Below are 15,069 nucleotides of genomic sequence, written 5' to 3'. Positions count from 1 at the left end.
GCATCGGGATTCACGGTATAATCTTTTTTGTGGCAGCCTTGAAGGTCTATTTAACTTGCCAACATAATAAATAAGGAGCAAGATGATGGAAAAAGTACTTATTTTCGGTCATAAGAACCCTGATACCGATACAATCTGTTCGGCTATCGCTTATGCGGATTTGAAATCCAAACTGGGCTTGAACGTTGAGCCAGTCCGTCTTGGAAGCGTCAACGGGGAGACTCAATTTGCTTTGGACAAGTTCCAAGTCGAGGCGCCGCGTCTTGTTGAAACGGTAGCTAACGAAGCGAAAGAAGTCATCCTTGTCGACCACAACGAGCGTCAACAAAGTGCCAATGATATCGATCAGGTGCGTGTTATCGAAGTGATCGATCATCACCGGATCGCTAATTTCGAAACTAGCCATCCCCTATACTATCGTTGCGAGCCTGTAGGCTGTACGGCGACGATTCTTAATAAAATGTACAAAGAGAACGGCATTGCAATCGATAAGCCGATTGCCGGGCTGATGCTGTCCGCCATAATTTCCGATTCCCTGCTGTTTAAATCGCCGACCTGTACGGAGCAAGACGTAGCCGCTGCTCGCGAGCTGGCGGAAATTGCCGGCGTGAATGCAGATAGCTACGGTCTGGATATGCTGAAAGCAGGCGCCGATCTGAGCGACAAATCGATCGCGCAGCTGATTTCCCTGGATGCGAAAGAATTCCAAATGGGCAGCTATAAAGTTGAAATCGCGCAAGTGAACGCTGTCGATACGAGCGATGTGCTGGTTAAGCAAGCCGAGCTGGAAACAGCGCTTAACGGCATCATTGAAGAAAAGGGCTTGGACCTGTTCGTATTCGTAGTGACCGATATCTTGAACAACGATTCCGTTGCCCTGGCGTTAGGACGTACGGCGAATGCCGTTGAGAAAGCTTACAACGTTTCGCTGGATGATAACAAAGCGCTTCTGAAGGGCGTTGTTTCCCGCAAATCGCAAATCGTACCTGTGTTGACCGAAACATTAACCAAAATGTAATGGAATACGACCAAAAACACCGGGTGGATGTTATCCGCCACGGTGTTTTTTTAACAGATGTCATTCCGTATACCCGTCATTACCCGAATGAAATATACGATAATCTGTCCCTGAAATTAGCATTTACAGGTCAAACTATACTATGATAGGGACAGCGTGTACGAGTTCGAATACGATCTCGCCGCTCCAGCATTCGTTGACCGACCGGAGCGGAAAAAAATAATTGCAGAGGGGAATTTGTAAATGACAGCAAAGCAGAAGCCATTATACATCTTCACCGGATCCTATGCTGAACCTGATAACAGCAGCGTATATGTGTACGCCTTCAATGAGGAAGACGGACAGCTCACGCTCCTTGATCAAACCGGAGGATTGAAGAATCCGACCTTCCTTGATGTCGATCCGGAGCGTCAACTTCTCTACGCGATCGGCGAACAGCAAACGCCGGACGGAAGCAAAACAGCGGAGGTTGCAGCCTTCGCGATCGACGGTCAGACAGGTGCGTTAAGCCTCTTGAACCGTCAGCAGAGCGTTCCCGCTTCCACCTGCCATATTCAACGAGACCCGCTTCATCCGCTGCTCGTCGTATCCAGCTATCATGGCGGCATGATTGGACTCGTATCCTTGAAGGCGGACGGTCAAGTAGGTGAATTGCTTGATATGAAGCAGCATGAAGGGCATAGCGTTCATCCGAACCAGGATCGGCCTCATCCGCATTCGGCGTTCTTCAGCCCGGATGGCCGTTACGTATTTATTCAAGATTTAGGCATCGACCGCATTCGTACGTATTCCATCGATGCGGAGCGCGGCCTGCTGAATTACCATGGCGAGGTTGAACAGCAACCGGGGGCAGGACCGCGGCATCTCGCTTTCTATCCGGACGGCCAATATGCTTTCGTTATCAATGAGTTGAATTCTTCCATCACGAGCTATTCATATGATGCCGAACGGGGGCAGCTGACGCCCGTTGAGACGGTTCCGACACTGCCGGCGGATTACACGGGGAACAACTCCTGCGCGGAGATTGCCGTTTCCGAGGACGGGAGATTCGTATATGGATCCAATCGGGGCCATGACAGCCTCGTCGTCTACGCATTTAACGCCGAGACGGGCAAGCTTGCGCTGGTGGAGCATGTATCTGTAGAAGGCAGCCATCCCCGCCACTTCGCGCTTACGCCGGGCGGTCACTATTTGATTGCGGCGAACCGCGATACGAACAATATCGTTACCTTCCGGGTAGATAAGGAGTCCGGGAAGCTTCACTATACAGGAAACAGCGTTCACGCATCCAAGCCTGTATGCGTACGTCCCGTACGGCTCGGCTAGATATACCCATAATGAAATAGAAGAGACTGATGGCGTTGTGAGCCGTCAGTCTCTTCTATTGTCGTAAGATATCGCTGATCGATATCCAGGCTCAGTGAATTAGTAAATCCGATGCTTCCAGCCGTTCAGCTTGGCAATGGCTTCGATATAATAATAATCGCCATAGATCAGGGAGCCATCCACACAGAAGCTGCCCGGCTTGCTGCCGGTTCCGCCGAGAAGTATCGCCTCGTGACCAGGCAGCTCCCATGTTGCATAGCGCTCGGTCAAGCCCTTCAGAATCCGTTGAGCGCCATTGCTATATACAGCCTTCTCCGCTAGAGGGACGGCTTCCGCGATTTCTAACAATCCGGATGCGGCAATTGCAGCGGCAGAGCTGTCGCGAGGCTCATTCTCGAACGATTCGAGACGGAAGTCCCAGTAAGGAACATGATCATCGGGCAGCGACGCCAGAAAATAATGAGCAATCCGTTTGGCCGTATTCAGAAAACGAATGTCGCCCGTATGACGGTAGGTATTGGCAAACCCGTGCAGCGCCCAAGCCGTTCCCCGGCTCCAGGAGGAATCCGGTGCGCTGCCTTGTCCTCCGAAAGCTTCGATGAAATCGCCCGACTCGGGATTGAACGAGAGGATATGATTCACCGATCCGTCGTCACGGACGCCGTACTGCATCGTCGTCTCCGCATGGCGGACCGCAATATGGCGGTATCTGGGGTCGCCTGACACCCGGCTTGCCCAGAACAGGAGCGAGATGTTCATCATACAATCGATAATCGCCCAACCGTATTTATCGGCATTCCATGCGCGAATGAATTGGCCGGACAGATTGAAGCGCGAGGCCAAGAAGTTGGCGGCCTCCAGCCCTCTGCGCCTTCCGTCCGCATCGCCGGTAATCGTATGCTTGATCACCGCCGTCGATAAGAACTGGAAGCCGACATCGTGATGAAGCTGCTCGGTCGAGGTAATGAACCATCTCTCCAGCTCCTCGTCCTTGTCCCATACCGCATCCTTGTACGATGATTTGCCGGTCATATCGTACATCACCCAGAGGATCCCCGGCCAGAATCCGCTTGTCCACCAATCGGTCTGAAGATCGTCGTACTTCCCGTCAACCCCGGCGAAATGAGGGCTTTTGGTTCCGATTTGGCCTATCATTCGATCTACCTTCGCTTCCAGTCTGGATAAGAGTTCCGCATAATCAAGCGTGTTCATTGACATTCCTCCTGTCGCTATAATGGTTCGATTATAGCGGTTCTTTCCGGAAGAAAGTTGTGGTACGATGTGAGAAAATGTTGCTCAATTGCTCTATACGGAGGTCGCGATGAATCTACTCTTCGATCCCATCAAGTTCGGCGGCAAGCAGCTGCAGTGGAATTACCGGATCCGGACCGAAGCCAATTTCGGCGGCTATTATCATTGGCATCCATGCTGCGAGATCCTCTTCGTCCATGAGGGACAAGGAAGTGTGATCGTCAATCAGCTGACGTATGAGATCCGCCGCGGGATGCTTTTCTTCTTTCAGCCCTACCAGCTGCACAAGGTATATGCCCATGTAAGCGCGGATTCTCCTTATGTGAGGACGATTTTGCATTTTGACCCGATCGTCATGTCGGGGTGCAGGGATGTATTCCCATTGCGCTACAGTCAGTTCATCCAGCTGTATCAAGGTCATAGGAAGAAACACGGTTACGATTTCAAGTTGGATGCCGTCCATATGGAACGGTTGTTGGACATGTTTCATAGTGTGGATGGCGAGGGCAGAGGAGAGTCGCAAGAGGAAATTGCCTATCTCATCATGCAGCTGGTGAGCGGCATACATGCGCTAAGATCTGCATCCGGGGAAGCAGACGAACAACGGACCCTGCCTCAATCGGTGCGCTATTCGGAAACGATTATGAGATGGATCGAAGCGCATTATGCGGATGAGTTCAGTCTGGAGCAAGCAGCGGAAGCGGCACATCTGTCGAAATTTTACGCGTCCCGGATCTTCCGGCAGGAGACGGGAAGCAGCATTACGGAATATCTGACCGCAAGAAGAATCAAACAGGCTTGCCGGCTGCTCCAGACGACCAACATCCCGATCGAGCGGATTGGCATTGAGGTTGGACTGCCGAACGTCTCTTATTTCATTCAATTGTTCAAGAGGGTGGTCGGCATAACGCCTCTGAAGTACCGCAATCAACCTTGATGGATCTCTTGATGTGGAGCCGTGGAAGCGCGGACGATAAGCTCGGGCTCCAGCATAAGGGTCTTCTCGGAAAAAGGTGCGTCCAGCATCGCGATCAGCGTTCCGGAAATTTGTTGGGCCGTGTGTTGAATTTCAACGCCGACTACGGTCATCGGAATGTCAAGATCGGACATCTGCGGAATGTTATCGTAGCTGACGACAGAGAGATCGCGAGGAACGGTTAGACCGATTTCCGTTATCGCTTTTAAGATGCCGCGGGTGAGATCGAAGCTGCCGCTGATTAGGGCGGTAGGCGGATTGCTTGATTGCAGTAGCTGTTTCGCCGCGGCGTAACCGTCATGATACTCCATTCCTTGAATCGGCACGATGCAATCCTCCGGGCATGGAGCGCCATATCGTTTCATTTCTGCCCGGAAAGCGTCGATTTTCTCCAACTGGAGCGGATCAGGCTGTTCCGGTCTGCCGATATAGCCGATACGGCGATGGCCGATTTCGATCAGGTGGCCAACCGCCAGACGGGTAGCCTTACTGCGATTTACATCTACCGTCATGAACGGCAAGTGAATACCCGATCCATAAATAAGAATGGGGATGGACGCTGCCAGCGATGCCAGCCGGGATGCTTGACCGCTATGATCTCCGAAGACGAGGATGGCATCGACTTGAAAGCGATGGAAGATCTCGATTGCGGATTCAAGGCGGTTGATGGACAACAGAGTCGTATATCCGCTGAGTTCTAATTCCGCGTTGATTATCGTCAGTAGGGAAGAAGGAGCGGTTCGTTCGATAGACGGCCAGACGACTCCGATGGCGCCGCTCTTCTTCGAGACGAGCTTGCGTGCGGCAATATTCGGACGGTAGCCCATCTCCTCGGCAATGTCCATAATAAGGCGTTTGGTGGAATCCTGTACGAGCGGACTGTTCCGCAGCGCTTTGGAAACCGTGGAGAAGCTGACTCCGGCACGCGCCGCAATATCTTTAATTGTAATCATGACGGACTCCGTACCTCCTCGAATAACAACGTTGTCAGTTCTTATCATAATGGATTGGAGATGCGAAAGATAGGGTGAGCAGGTTTGAGTAGACAAGCGATACCGGTTTCGTTATGATGACTTTAACAACGTTGTTATTTCGATGAGACAGGTTGTAACCATGCCAATAATGCTTGAAAGGTGGCAACGAAGCAATGTTTAATCTAAGCGGAACCGTTTCCGTCGTAATCGGCGGAAATGGTGTATTGGGAGGAAGCATGGCTGGCGCGCTGGCTGGAGCCGGCTCGAAGGTCGTCATAGTCGGCCGGGATATGGAGAAGGCGGAAGCGGTGTGCAGCCGGATCGAGGCGGCCGGCGGAGAAGCCATGAAGGTTGCTGCAGATGCAACCAGCAAGGAGCAGCTTGAAGCCGTTCTGGAACAAGCGTTAGCATGGGGAGGGCGGATCGATACGCTAGTGAACGCCTCGGGGACGAATAGTGCGACGCCGTTCTTTGACTTGGAGATGTCCGAGTGGGACCGTATCATGGACGTGAATCTGAAGAGTGTCGTGCTAGCTTGTCAAATTTTCGGCAAGAAGATGATCGAGCAGGGAGAGGGCGGCTCCATTATTAATATTTCATCGGTATCGTCCGATCCGCCGCTCTCGCGCGTCTTTACCTATTCCGCCTCCAAAGCCGGCGTCAACAGTGTGACGCAATTTCTGGCGCGGGAGTTCGCTCCTCATAACGTGCGCGTGAACGCTATTATTCCGGGCTTCTTCCCGGCAGAGCAGAACCGGAAGATATTATCCCCGGAGCGAATAGAGTCCATTATGAGCCATACTCCGATGGGCCGCTTCGGCGATCCCGAGGAGCTGGATGGCACGGTCGTCTACTTGGCTTCGAAGAAAGCATCTTCGTTCGTGACCGGAGCCATGCTTCGGGTCGATGGCGGTTACGGTGCAATGACGATCTAACATGACTATTGGAAGTTATATGGCACCTGCTCATTCAAGCGAGCAGGTGCTTTTATTTGATAAGCTTGACTCGTGTAGTTATTCGATCTAGTAAACCTGCTCCGGCTTATGCTCTCCCGGCTTAATCCACACAAGCGCTACGTAAGCCGTTAATGCCGATATTCCCGCTAACGTATAGAATAGAGCACTTGCATCCGAATTCATAAGCAGTGAAGCCGCAGGCGGCCCTAGTCCCACACCGATGAAACGCATACTGCTGTACAACGATGTAACCGTTCCCCGTTCTTTCTTATCGATTCCTTCGGTAATCAAGGCATCCATACAAGGAAGCGCTGTACCGATCCCGGCTGCAGCCACGCTAGTCAACACAAATATGATTACAAGCGGCAAGCCATGCAACCATCCGCAAGCGAGTGAAGCCAGCGCGAGAACGAACAAGCTGATGACGGACAGCCGCTTCATCCGTTTCTTTCGTTCCCCGATCAGCTTGCCTGTGAGATATGAGCATAAACAGAGAACCGTCAGTGGAATCGCAAGAAGAGCGCCCTTGGCAATTCCGTCAATGTGATGACGAGATTCCAGCCGGTCCGATAAATAGAACAGCACTGCAAAGACAGCAAACATACAGGTTCCTCCTACTAGAAAGACCGCGAATAACCATTTGCCTTTCTCGTGGAAGAGCCGCTTGATGTTGCGCAGAAATAATTGCAATGGCAGCGGCTCGTCTTCACCCGGCTTATGTTTGGGAACATGGATGAATAGAAGCAGAAGCAGCACGGAGATCATGCTCAGCAGCGGAATTGCATAGAAGGGCAAATACCAGATGATCCATGCCAACAAAGCGCCCAAGACGGGACTAAGCACTTTACCGAACGTATTAGCCGTTTCGACCAGGCCTAGGGCACTGCTGACCTCCTTCTCGCTCTTGAACAAATCGCCCGTAAGCGGGAATACAATAGGGGCCGATCCGGCGGCACCCGCACCCTGCAGCAATCTTCCGAGTAAAATGATCCAATAGGCGTCTGCGGTCATCGAAGCCGCCAGCGCCGAGATCAGGCCGCCGACTGCAGCCAAGCATAAACAAGGGATCATGATCTTCATACGGCCTATGCGATCGGACAAGTAACCGGCTATAGGGATAAGTAGAATCGCGATGATGGAGTAGACGCTAATCAGCATGCTGATCTGCAAGGAGCTGACGCCCAGCTTTTTGGACAAGGCGGGCAGAATCGGGATGAACATGGAGTTGCCGAGCGTCATCATTAAGGGGACAGAGGAAAGCGCCATGATTGCTCCGGTATTTGCTGTCTTCAAGTTACGCCTCCATCCTGGGTTAATTTATGTATGATGTGCTGGAATTGTAGGATTTATGTAGATTCAGCAATAATTCAACTCGGAATAATTGGAAAAAGCGAATTGCGGTTCATCGATTAAGCTTCCTGCCAATGGGGGAAATTAGAGTTATACGTTTCCATAATTAAGGAGGTCATGATCGATGTCGGACACCAAGCCGGGCTCCCTGCAGCTGCCGCAGATGCCCCAATCGTATTGGCGTGTTTCCGCGCCGCTCCCCTCATTCCCCAAGCTGGAAAAGGATACCGAGGTTGATGCCGTCATCATCGGCGGAGGGATTACCGGTATTACGACCGCATACTTGCTCACGAAACAAGGATTGCGGATAGCGCTTCTCGAAGCCGACGTGATCTTGAACGGGACAACGGGCCATACGACAGCCAAAATAACGGCTCAGCACGATCTGATTTATGATGAGCTGATCGGAACGATCGGGGAAGAACGGGCAAAGCAGTATTACGAAGCGAATCGGGATGCGCTCAGCTTCATTAAACAGATGATCCAGGATCATCGGATCGAGTGCGATTTTTCCGAGGAGGATGCGTATATCTATGCTCAGCGGGAATCCTCGGCCGAGAAGCTGCATAAGGAAGCCGCGGCGTATGAGAAGCTGGGGATCGACGGCGGATTCGTCGATAAGATACCGCTGGCCGTTCCCTCCGCAGGTGCGGTCAAGATGCCGCATCAAGCCAGATTCAATCCGCTGCAGTATATAGTCTCGCTGCTGCCGCATATTACAAACGCTGGCGGGGCCATTTACGAGCATACCACAGCCGTTGAGGTCGATGAAGGCACTGCTCCCGTCGTGATCACGCGGGAAGGGTGGCGGGTAAAAGCCAAACATGTGGTCGCCTGCTCACATTTTCCATTCGTTGACCGGCATGGCTTATATTTCGCACGCCTGCATGCTGAGCGCGCATACGTTCTGGCTGCCAAGGTTCAGGAGAGTTATCCGGGCGGCATGTACTTGAGCGCGGATAACCCGAAACGGTCGATTCGATCGGTTACGTCAACGGATGGAGAACAGCTTCTTCTTATTGGCGGCGAGAATCATAAGACGGGTCAAGGGATATGTACCATTGACTATTATGAATCTCTTCTTGGCTTTGCTGCACAGCATTTTAAGGTGGAATCGATCCCGTATCGCTGGTCCGCCCAGGATTTGATTACGTTGGATAAAGTGCCTTATATCGGTCCGATCACATCGGGGCTGCCGAATATATACATTGCGACTGGGTTCGCCAAATGGGGAATGTGCCATTCGACTGTAGCGGCGATGCTCCTGAGCGACACGATTGCCGGGCGGGAGAATCCTTACCGGGATCTTTATTCACCGCAGCGGTTTCACCCGAATCCGAGCATCAAGAATGCAATCACGCAGAATTTTGACGTCGCCAAGCAGCTGATCACCGGCAAATTGGAGAATGTCAATAAACAAGCCGGGGTGCTGCAGCCTGGCGAAGGCGCTGTCGTGACGTATAACGGCAAGCGAGCAGGCGCATATCGGGATGACGCAGGGACGCTTCATATCGTCGATACCACTTGTACTCATATGGGGTGCGAGGTCGAATGGAACGATGGGGAGCGGAGCTGGGATTGTCCGTGTCATGGCTCGCGCTTCAACTATGAAGGCGATGTGATGGAAGGACCAGCCAATCAGCCGCTCAGGAAACTGGGCGGAGAATAGGGATGATGAACAGAACCCACCAGCCTTGAGGGCAGGTGGGTTCTCTTTTTTTGCGGTAACTGAAATGGCTTGAAGTAACTCGTTTCACGGTATCCTTTCATAGCGGTCGCTTTTGTCGAAGCAGCGGTTTTAGTTATAATGCGACATATTGTAGATAACTCTTGATAAACCATAAATTACCTGTACGATGGATATATCACTGTCGGTGAGAATGAATCGGATGAAAGGCAGGCCATGCGATGTATATCAGATGGTTTGAAGAGAACCTGCCGAATCCGCCCTATTATGAAGATAACAACGTGATCAAGGCAGTCACGTGGTTCAAAGATACTCCACAGTCTAGAGAGATGCTAATCCGTCTTAAACCTTTTTTTCAACTTGCAGAGAAGTATGGGGCGAAGCTGATTCGCTCGGTATCCGCTGAACCGCCAGGAGTCATTGTGTATGAGGACGACTACCAAATCGCGGTGACGAGATTTTTTCCTTCCGCATTAATTTGAGAGGGAGAAGACCCGATATGAAAATCACGCACTATGGGCAACTATTTTATGAGCTGTCTGGTTCGGATAGAGTTTGTAGAGATGCTCATAGAAAGTTTAAAAAATACAATAAGAAGTGGAACCTGTTTCATGCCAACCGTTCCTTCGTCGAGTAATAATTGAAATTATACAATACAACTTCTCAAAGGAGCGATTGGCATGACTACTAATCGATCTAAAATAGTGGATGTAACCGATGAACAACTTAAACAGTACGAGGAGCAAGGCTATATTGTATTCGAGAAATTGTTCTCGGAAGAGGAGACTGACCGGATTCGCGAAATAATCGACGTATTCGATGAGGAATCGGAAAAGGCGCTGCTGGCGAAAGGACAAAGCTTCATCAGCATCGCGAAACAAATTAATTTTACAAGCAACCTTAATTTCCGCAGTCCGGAGCTGCAGCAATTCATCGCGGACCAACGGTTCGTCGAGATTACGACCTCGATTCTTGGACCGGACGTTAAATTATATTGGGACCAGAGCGTGTATAAACGCCCGGAAGCGAATCGGGATTTCCCCTGGCACCAAGATAACGGATATGTACCGACCGACCCGATTCATTATTTGACTTTCTGGATCGCGTTGGAAGATGCCACAGTCGAAAACGGATGCGTGTGGATACAGCCGGGGACGCATCTCAAAGGATTCATCCCGCATATCAAGTCAGACATCGGCTGGGTTTGCTACAATGGGGACGAGGAAGGCATTCCCGTTGAGCTCAAGAAGGGCAGCTTGGTTGCCTTCCACTCCTTGTTATTCCACCGCAGCACACCGAACTGCACTGCGTCCACGCGCAAAGCGTACGTCGTGCAATATTCCGTTGACGGAGCAAAAAATCCGGACAGCGGCCACGTGTTCCGGAACGGGCCGGTCATTGCATTGGATGGAACTTCGGCTTATACGTCTTTCGTTCCCAGAGAAAGTTGTTAATTCTAGCAGGTTAGGGGCTGCCCGGCTTGCATATAGGAGGCCTTGCGTAAATTGTTACAGATACGATGCTGCATTCGTAACCTGACGACGCATCAATACGGCGCCCAGTTGGATGAATTAGCCGAAGAAGGGTTCGACATTCAGTTGGATGCCTGCCAATCACAATGCACCGGCTGTAACATGCAGCCAGCCTTCACGGCTGACGGCAAGTGGTATGGAGTATCGGGCAGGGAGAGGCTGAAAGAGAAAGTTTACGACGTATGCCGAGCGAAAGAAGGCAAGGGCCAATGCGGAATCTGAATCGGGATTGGGTGGAAGGTCCGTGGTCCGCGCATATTTATTCGGTTGATATCGGAACCTACGACAGCTTGAACCTCGTCGACCGCATTTTTCCTTATTGGATTATTAGTTATGTCAAAGAAGGTTTGGTCGAAACGAGCTGTAGGGGAGAAACGTATACGGTCCGGGCGGGGGATGTGATGCTGCATCCGCCGCATGTGCCGTTTTCCGAGAGAGCGAATGGCAGCGGCGTACATCTTTGGATGCAGGCGACGATCTCTTCAAATCACGATTTCGACTTGTTTTCGCTGTACCGCGTTACGCCTGTCGTCACCGTGTTGGAGGCGGAAGACTACGAATCCGTGTTCCGAAAGCTGATACATTGCTGGCAGCGGCATGATAGGCCGTTTCGCGATTTGCGTTTAACTGCCTGTACTTTGCAGCTCGTCGAGCACATCTTGAATGGCTGGGAAAGGAATGGATGCCCCGAGCGGCCCGAATCATTCGATGCCGACGGGAGCCGCTTCTCACGACTTCTCGGTCATCTGGCAAGTCGGTTGAACGAGAAACTAACGAGAGAGGACATGGCAGCGCTCGTACGATTAAACGCAAATTATTTGGATCGCGCTTTCAAAAGCAGATATGGCGTGACGCCAATGCAAATGCTTCGTAATCTCCGCCTCAAACATGCCAGGCTGTTTTTGGAACAGACGGACGAGACCATCGAGACGATCGCTTCACGCTGTGGATTGACGGATGCCTCCTATTTGTGCAAGCAATTTAAGAAGCAATACGGTGAACTGCCGGGTGAATACAGACATTCCGTAAGGGCGAACCGGTTGAACGATCGATACCTATAAAGACCATTATTGACGCTTGATTCGTCGTATTCGTCCCCAATCATCGACACGAAACGGCGATGCCTCTCCTCCAAAGCTTGCAATCGATGCTATCCAATCGATCCACAACCGCGCGTATCGAACAAACGACCGTCTACAAAGTCTAGGCTTGCCAAACAGCCGCCAGGTTGTTATAATAACCAGCAATAACTCGAAATCACACTATGCCGATGAAGAGAGTCCAACTCGGAGGCGTTATGATCGGGACCTGGCTCATACTATGGCTGCCAGATATAAGTCCTCTAAGTATTCCGGAACCGCACCGTTACCGGCGGATCAAGAGAGTCGGCGCATGCCGGCTAATTTGGGTGGCACCGCGAGCGCGCTCCTCGTCCCTTATGTGGATGAGGAGCGCTATTTTTATTTCTCGTAAAGGAGTGCTTGGCCATGTTGGACATTCGTATGATTCGTAACCTTGCTCAGGAGGTACAGGAGGCGGCTGATCGCAAAGGCTTGAATTTTGACGTGAACGATCTGTTGGACGTTGATGACAGAAGGCGGCAGCTGCTGATTGAAGTGGAGACGCTGCGCGCTCAGCGCAATAAGCGCTCAGACAATATTACACAGCTGCTGCGTGAAGGACGTAAGGAGGATGCAGAGAAGGAGAAGCTTGAAGCGGCAGCAGGATTAACCCGCCTCAAACAAGCGGAAGCTGAACTCCGGACGACAGAAGACGAGTTTGAGGCGTTGATGTTCGAGACGCCGAATTTGATGTCGGCGGATACGCCGATCGGCGCAAGCGATAAAGATAATGTCGAGGTTCGAAGACATGGTGAAATCCCTGCTTTCCCATTCAAAGCGAAGAGTCATGTCGAAATTGGTGATTCGCTTGGCATAGTCGATATACAGCGCGGCGTCAAGATTGGCGGAAGCCGTCATTATGTGCTTCGCAATAACGGATTGCTGCTGCATCGGGCTGTTCAGCAGCTTGCGCTCGATCTGCTCGCTGACAAAGGATACCATCTGTTTGATGTGCCGGTTATGGTGAAAGAAGAGGCGCTTGTCGCAACGGGCTTCTTTCCGTCGAACCGCGATCAAACCTACTCGGTGAATAATGGTGAACGATGGCTGGCCGGAACGGCGGAAGTGCCGTTAGTCTCACTCTACGGGGGCGAGGTGCTGGACTTGACGGAGCCGCTTCTGCTCGGAGCGGCGACGCCATGCTTCCGCAGCGAGGTTGGCTCGGCTGGGCGGGATGTGCATGGCTTATATCGGGTACATCAATTCTCGAAGGTGGAGCAGGTCGTTATATGCCGGGCCGAGGATGAGTTATCGGAGGAGCTGCTGCAGGTCATGGTAAAGCATTCGGAAGAGCTGCTTCAATTGCTGGAGCTTCCGTATCGTGTCGTGGCCGTCTGCTCGGGGGACATGTCGCAGAAGAACCATAAGCAGTATGATATCGAGACTTGGATGCCGAGCCGTGAAGCATATGGCGAGACGCATTCGGCATCGAATGTCCGGGATTTCCAAGCAAGACGTTCGCGGATCCGATACCGGGATGAGGACGGTCAGCTGCAATTCGCCTACACGCTCAATAATACGATGGTTGCCAGCCCGCGCATTCTCATCCCGCTTCTAGAGAATCACCAGAAGGAGGACGGCACGGTCCATGTACCCGAAGCGCTTTGGCCCTATATGAGAGGCATGGACCGATTATGTTGATGCTCTTGCCGCATGGAACTGCAGCTTACGGCTGTGGCATACGGCTAGAAAATGGCTTGTTTCGATAAGAAATGCAAGAGGACGCAGCCTAGGGGACGCCCTATTTGGGCGTTTCTCGGGTCTTGCGCTGTGGCGCTGCATACCGCTCTTTTTTCCAAATTAGGGACGAATCATGTAGCGGGTGACCGAATCAACAGGTATACTGGTGGAAATACAGTCCCACTATTTGTAGCAGAGAGAGGAGCTTTTTCGATCATGAATTTGGAATCGATACACCGGATAGCCGATCGTATTCGTTCGAATGTGAGTGATGTTATCGTCGGCAAGGAAGATATTGTTGATAAATTGCTTATTGCGATCATATCATCCGGTCACGTGCTGCTTGAGGATGTTCCCGGAACCGGCAAGACGCTTCTTGCGAAAGCGCTTGCGAAATCGCTTCACGGCACGTTCAAGCGCATACAATTCACGCCCGATTTGCTTCCGTCCGATTTGAGCGGCATTCATTTCTATAATCAGAAGCTGTCCGAGTTCGAATTCCGTCCCGGCCCGCTCTTCGCCAATATCGTATTAGCCGACGAAATCAACCGCGCTACGCCACGAACGCAGTCAAGCCTGCTTGAATGTATGGAAGAGCGTCAAGTTAGCATTGACGGGACCACCCATGTCCTGCAGAAACCGTTCCTCGTGATCGCCACGCAGAATCCGGTTGAACAGCAGGGAACGTTCCCGCTTCCGGAAGCTCAATTGGACCGGTTCTTGTTCAAAGTGAAGATGGGGTATCCTTCCGTCGAAGAGGGACTCGCCATCATGAAGCGGTTCATGTCGGATAATCCGTTGGACCAGCTGAGTCCGGTTGTGAATGCCGACGATATCGTGGAAGCCCAGCGCGTCTATCCGACCGTTCTGGTCAGCGATGATTTGCTGCATTATATGCTCGCTATCGTCGAGGGCACACGGACCCATTCGGATGTCATACTTGGGGTGAGCCCACGCGGCAGCCAGGCGCTGTTGAAAGCGTGCCAGGTTCATGCGGCATTGCGCGGCCGCGACTTTGTTACGCCTGACGATGTCAAATCGATGGCTGTTCCCGTGCTGGCCCACCGGATTGCGGTTCGCAGCTCGCTGCGGATGCGTGCCGATGCCGCGGAGACCGTCGTCGCATCCGTGCTCAATCAAACACCGGTACCTGCGGATTCGCCGCTGACGGCCAGATGATTATCGTTAACATCGGTGA

At 51.8% G+C, this 15,069-nt stretch carries 14 protein-coding genes; 11 read left to right on the top strand and 3 right to left on the bottom strand.

Annotation, left to right across the window (positions count from 1 at the left end):
* The first annotated feature begins 85 nt into the window (after positions 1 to 85).
* Both L1F29_RS18725 and L1F29_RS18720 read left to right on the top strand, forming a co-directional pair.
* Positions 86 to 1,018, top strand: coding sequence for a manganese-dependent inorganic pyrophosphatase (locus tag L1F29_RS18725; RefSeq protein WP_258383579.1), 933 nt, complete (start codon positions 86 to 88; stop codon positions 1,016 to 1,018).
* A gap of 243 nt (positions 1,019 to 1,261) precedes the next feature.
* Positions 1,262 to 2,344, top strand: coding sequence for a lactonase family protein (locus L1F29_RS18720; RefSeq protein WP_258383578.1), 1,083 nt, complete (start codon positions 1,262 to 1,264; stop codon positions 2,342 to 2,344).
* Positions 2,345 to 2,443: 99 nt separating this feature from the next.
* On the opposite strand, the gene L1F29_RS18715 is transcribed toward L1F29_RS18720, so the two are convergent.
* Positions 2,444 to 3,556, bottom strand: a complete 1,113-nt coding sequence (locus tag L1F29_RS18715) for a glycoside hydrolase family 88 protein (RefSeq protein WP_258383577.1) — start codon at positions 3,554 to 3,556, stop codon at positions 2,444 to 2,446.
* A gap of 109 nt (positions 3,557 to 3,665) precedes the next feature.
* On the opposite strand from L1F29_RS18715, the gene L1F29_RS18710 reads away from it, so the two are divergent.
* Positions 3,666 to 4,532 (top strand): AraC family transcriptional regulator, encoded by an 867-nt coding sequence (locus L1F29_RS18710; protein ID WP_258383576.1) that lies wholly within the window; start codon positions 3,666 to 3,668, stop codon positions 4,530 to 4,532.
* On the opposite strand, the gene L1F29_RS18705 is transcribed toward L1F29_RS18710, so the two are convergent.
* Entirely contained in the window at positions 4,523 to 5,524 is a 1,002-nt protein-coding gene (locus L1F29_RS18705; protein ID WP_258383575.1) for a LacI family DNA-binding transcriptional regulator, read from the bottom strand. The two genes, L1F29_RS18710 and L1F29_RS18705, sit on opposite strands and share 10 nt — an antisense overlap.
* A 194-nt stretch (positions 5,525 to 5,718) precedes the next feature.
* Here L1F29_RS18705 and L1F29_RS18700 point away from each other — a divergent pair, with 194 nt between their 5' ends.
* The gene (locus L1F29_RS18700) at positions 5,719 to 6,480 is read left to right on the top strand and encodes an SDR family oxidoreductase (RefSeq protein WP_258383574.1); all 762 of its coding nucleotides are present in this window, start codon (positions 5,719 to 5,721) and stop codon (positions 6,478 to 6,480) included.
* An 87-nt stretch (positions 6,481 to 6,567) separates the two neighbouring features.
* Here L1F29_RS18700 and L1F29_RS18695 read toward each other — a convergent pair whose 3' ends face one another.
* A complete protein-coding gene (locus L1F29_RS18695; protein WP_258383573.1) occupies positions 6,568 to 7,794 on the bottom strand; it encodes an MFS transporter in 1,227 nt (408 codons plus the stop codon).
* Between the two features lie 181 nt (positions 7,795 to 7,975).
* On the opposite strand from L1F29_RS18695, the gene L1F29_RS18690 reads away from it, so the two are divergent.
* The 7 genes from L1F29_RS18690 (at position 7,976) to L1F29_RS18660 (ending at position 15,050) form a co-directional block, all read left to right on the top strand.
* Positions 7,976 to 9,520: an FAD-dependent oxidoreductase gene (locus tag L1F29_RS18690; protein ID WP_258383572.1), complete on the top strand. Its 1,545-nt coding sequence runs from the start codon at positions 7,976 to 7,978 to the stop codon at positions 9,518 to 9,520.
* A 239-nt stretch (positions 9,521 to 9,759) separates the two neighbouring features.
* Entirely contained in the window at positions 9,760 to 10,020 is a 261-nt protein-coding gene (locus tag L1F29_RS18685; RefSeq protein WP_258383571.1) for a hypothetical protein, read from the top strand.
* 198 nt (positions 10,021 to 10,218) lie between these two features.
* Positions 10,219 to 10,992, top strand: coding sequence for a phytanoyl-CoA dioxygenase family protein (locus tag L1F29_RS18680; protein WP_258383570.1), 774 nt, complete (start codon positions 10,219 to 10,221; stop codon positions 10,990 to 10,992).
* A gap of 51 nt (positions 10,993 to 11,043) precedes the next feature.
* The gene (locus L1F29_RS18675; protein WP_258383569.1) at positions 11,044 to 11,292 is read left to right on the top strand and encodes a hypothetical protein; all 249 of its coding nucleotides are present in this window, start codon (positions 11,044 to 11,046) and stop codon (positions 11,290 to 11,292) included.
* Entirely contained in the window at positions 11,280 to 12,131 is an 852-nt protein-coding gene (locus L1F29_RS18670; RefSeq protein ID WP_258383568.1) for an AraC family transcriptional regulator, read from the top strand. The genes L1F29_RS18675 and L1F29_RS18670 overlap by 13 nt, the downstream gene beginning before the upstream one ends.
* 426 nt (positions 12,132 to 12,557) lie before the next feature.
* Entirely contained in the window at positions 12,558 to 13,832 is a 1,275-nt protein-coding gene (gene serS, locus L1F29_RS18665; protein WP_258383567.1) for a serine--tRNA ligase, read from the top strand.
* A gap of 255 nt (positions 13,833 to 14,087) precedes the next feature.
* Positions 14,088 to 15,050, top strand: a complete 963-nt coding sequence (locus L1F29_RS18660) for an AAA family ATPase (RefSeq protein ID WP_258383566.1) — start codon at positions 14,088 to 14,090, stop codon at positions 15,048 to 15,050.
* Positions 15,051 to 15,069 lie beyond the last annotated feature (19 nt).

Origin of the sequence: Paenibacillus spongiae (genome assembly GCF_024734895.1) — a bacterium.
GTDB classification, from domain to species: Bacteria; Bacillota; Bacilli; order Paenibacillales; family Paenibacillaceae; genus Paenibacillus_Z; species Paenibacillus_Z spongiae.
Note: the sequence above shows the minus strand (reverse complement) of the source record. Positions and strands in the feature narration are given on the sequence as shown.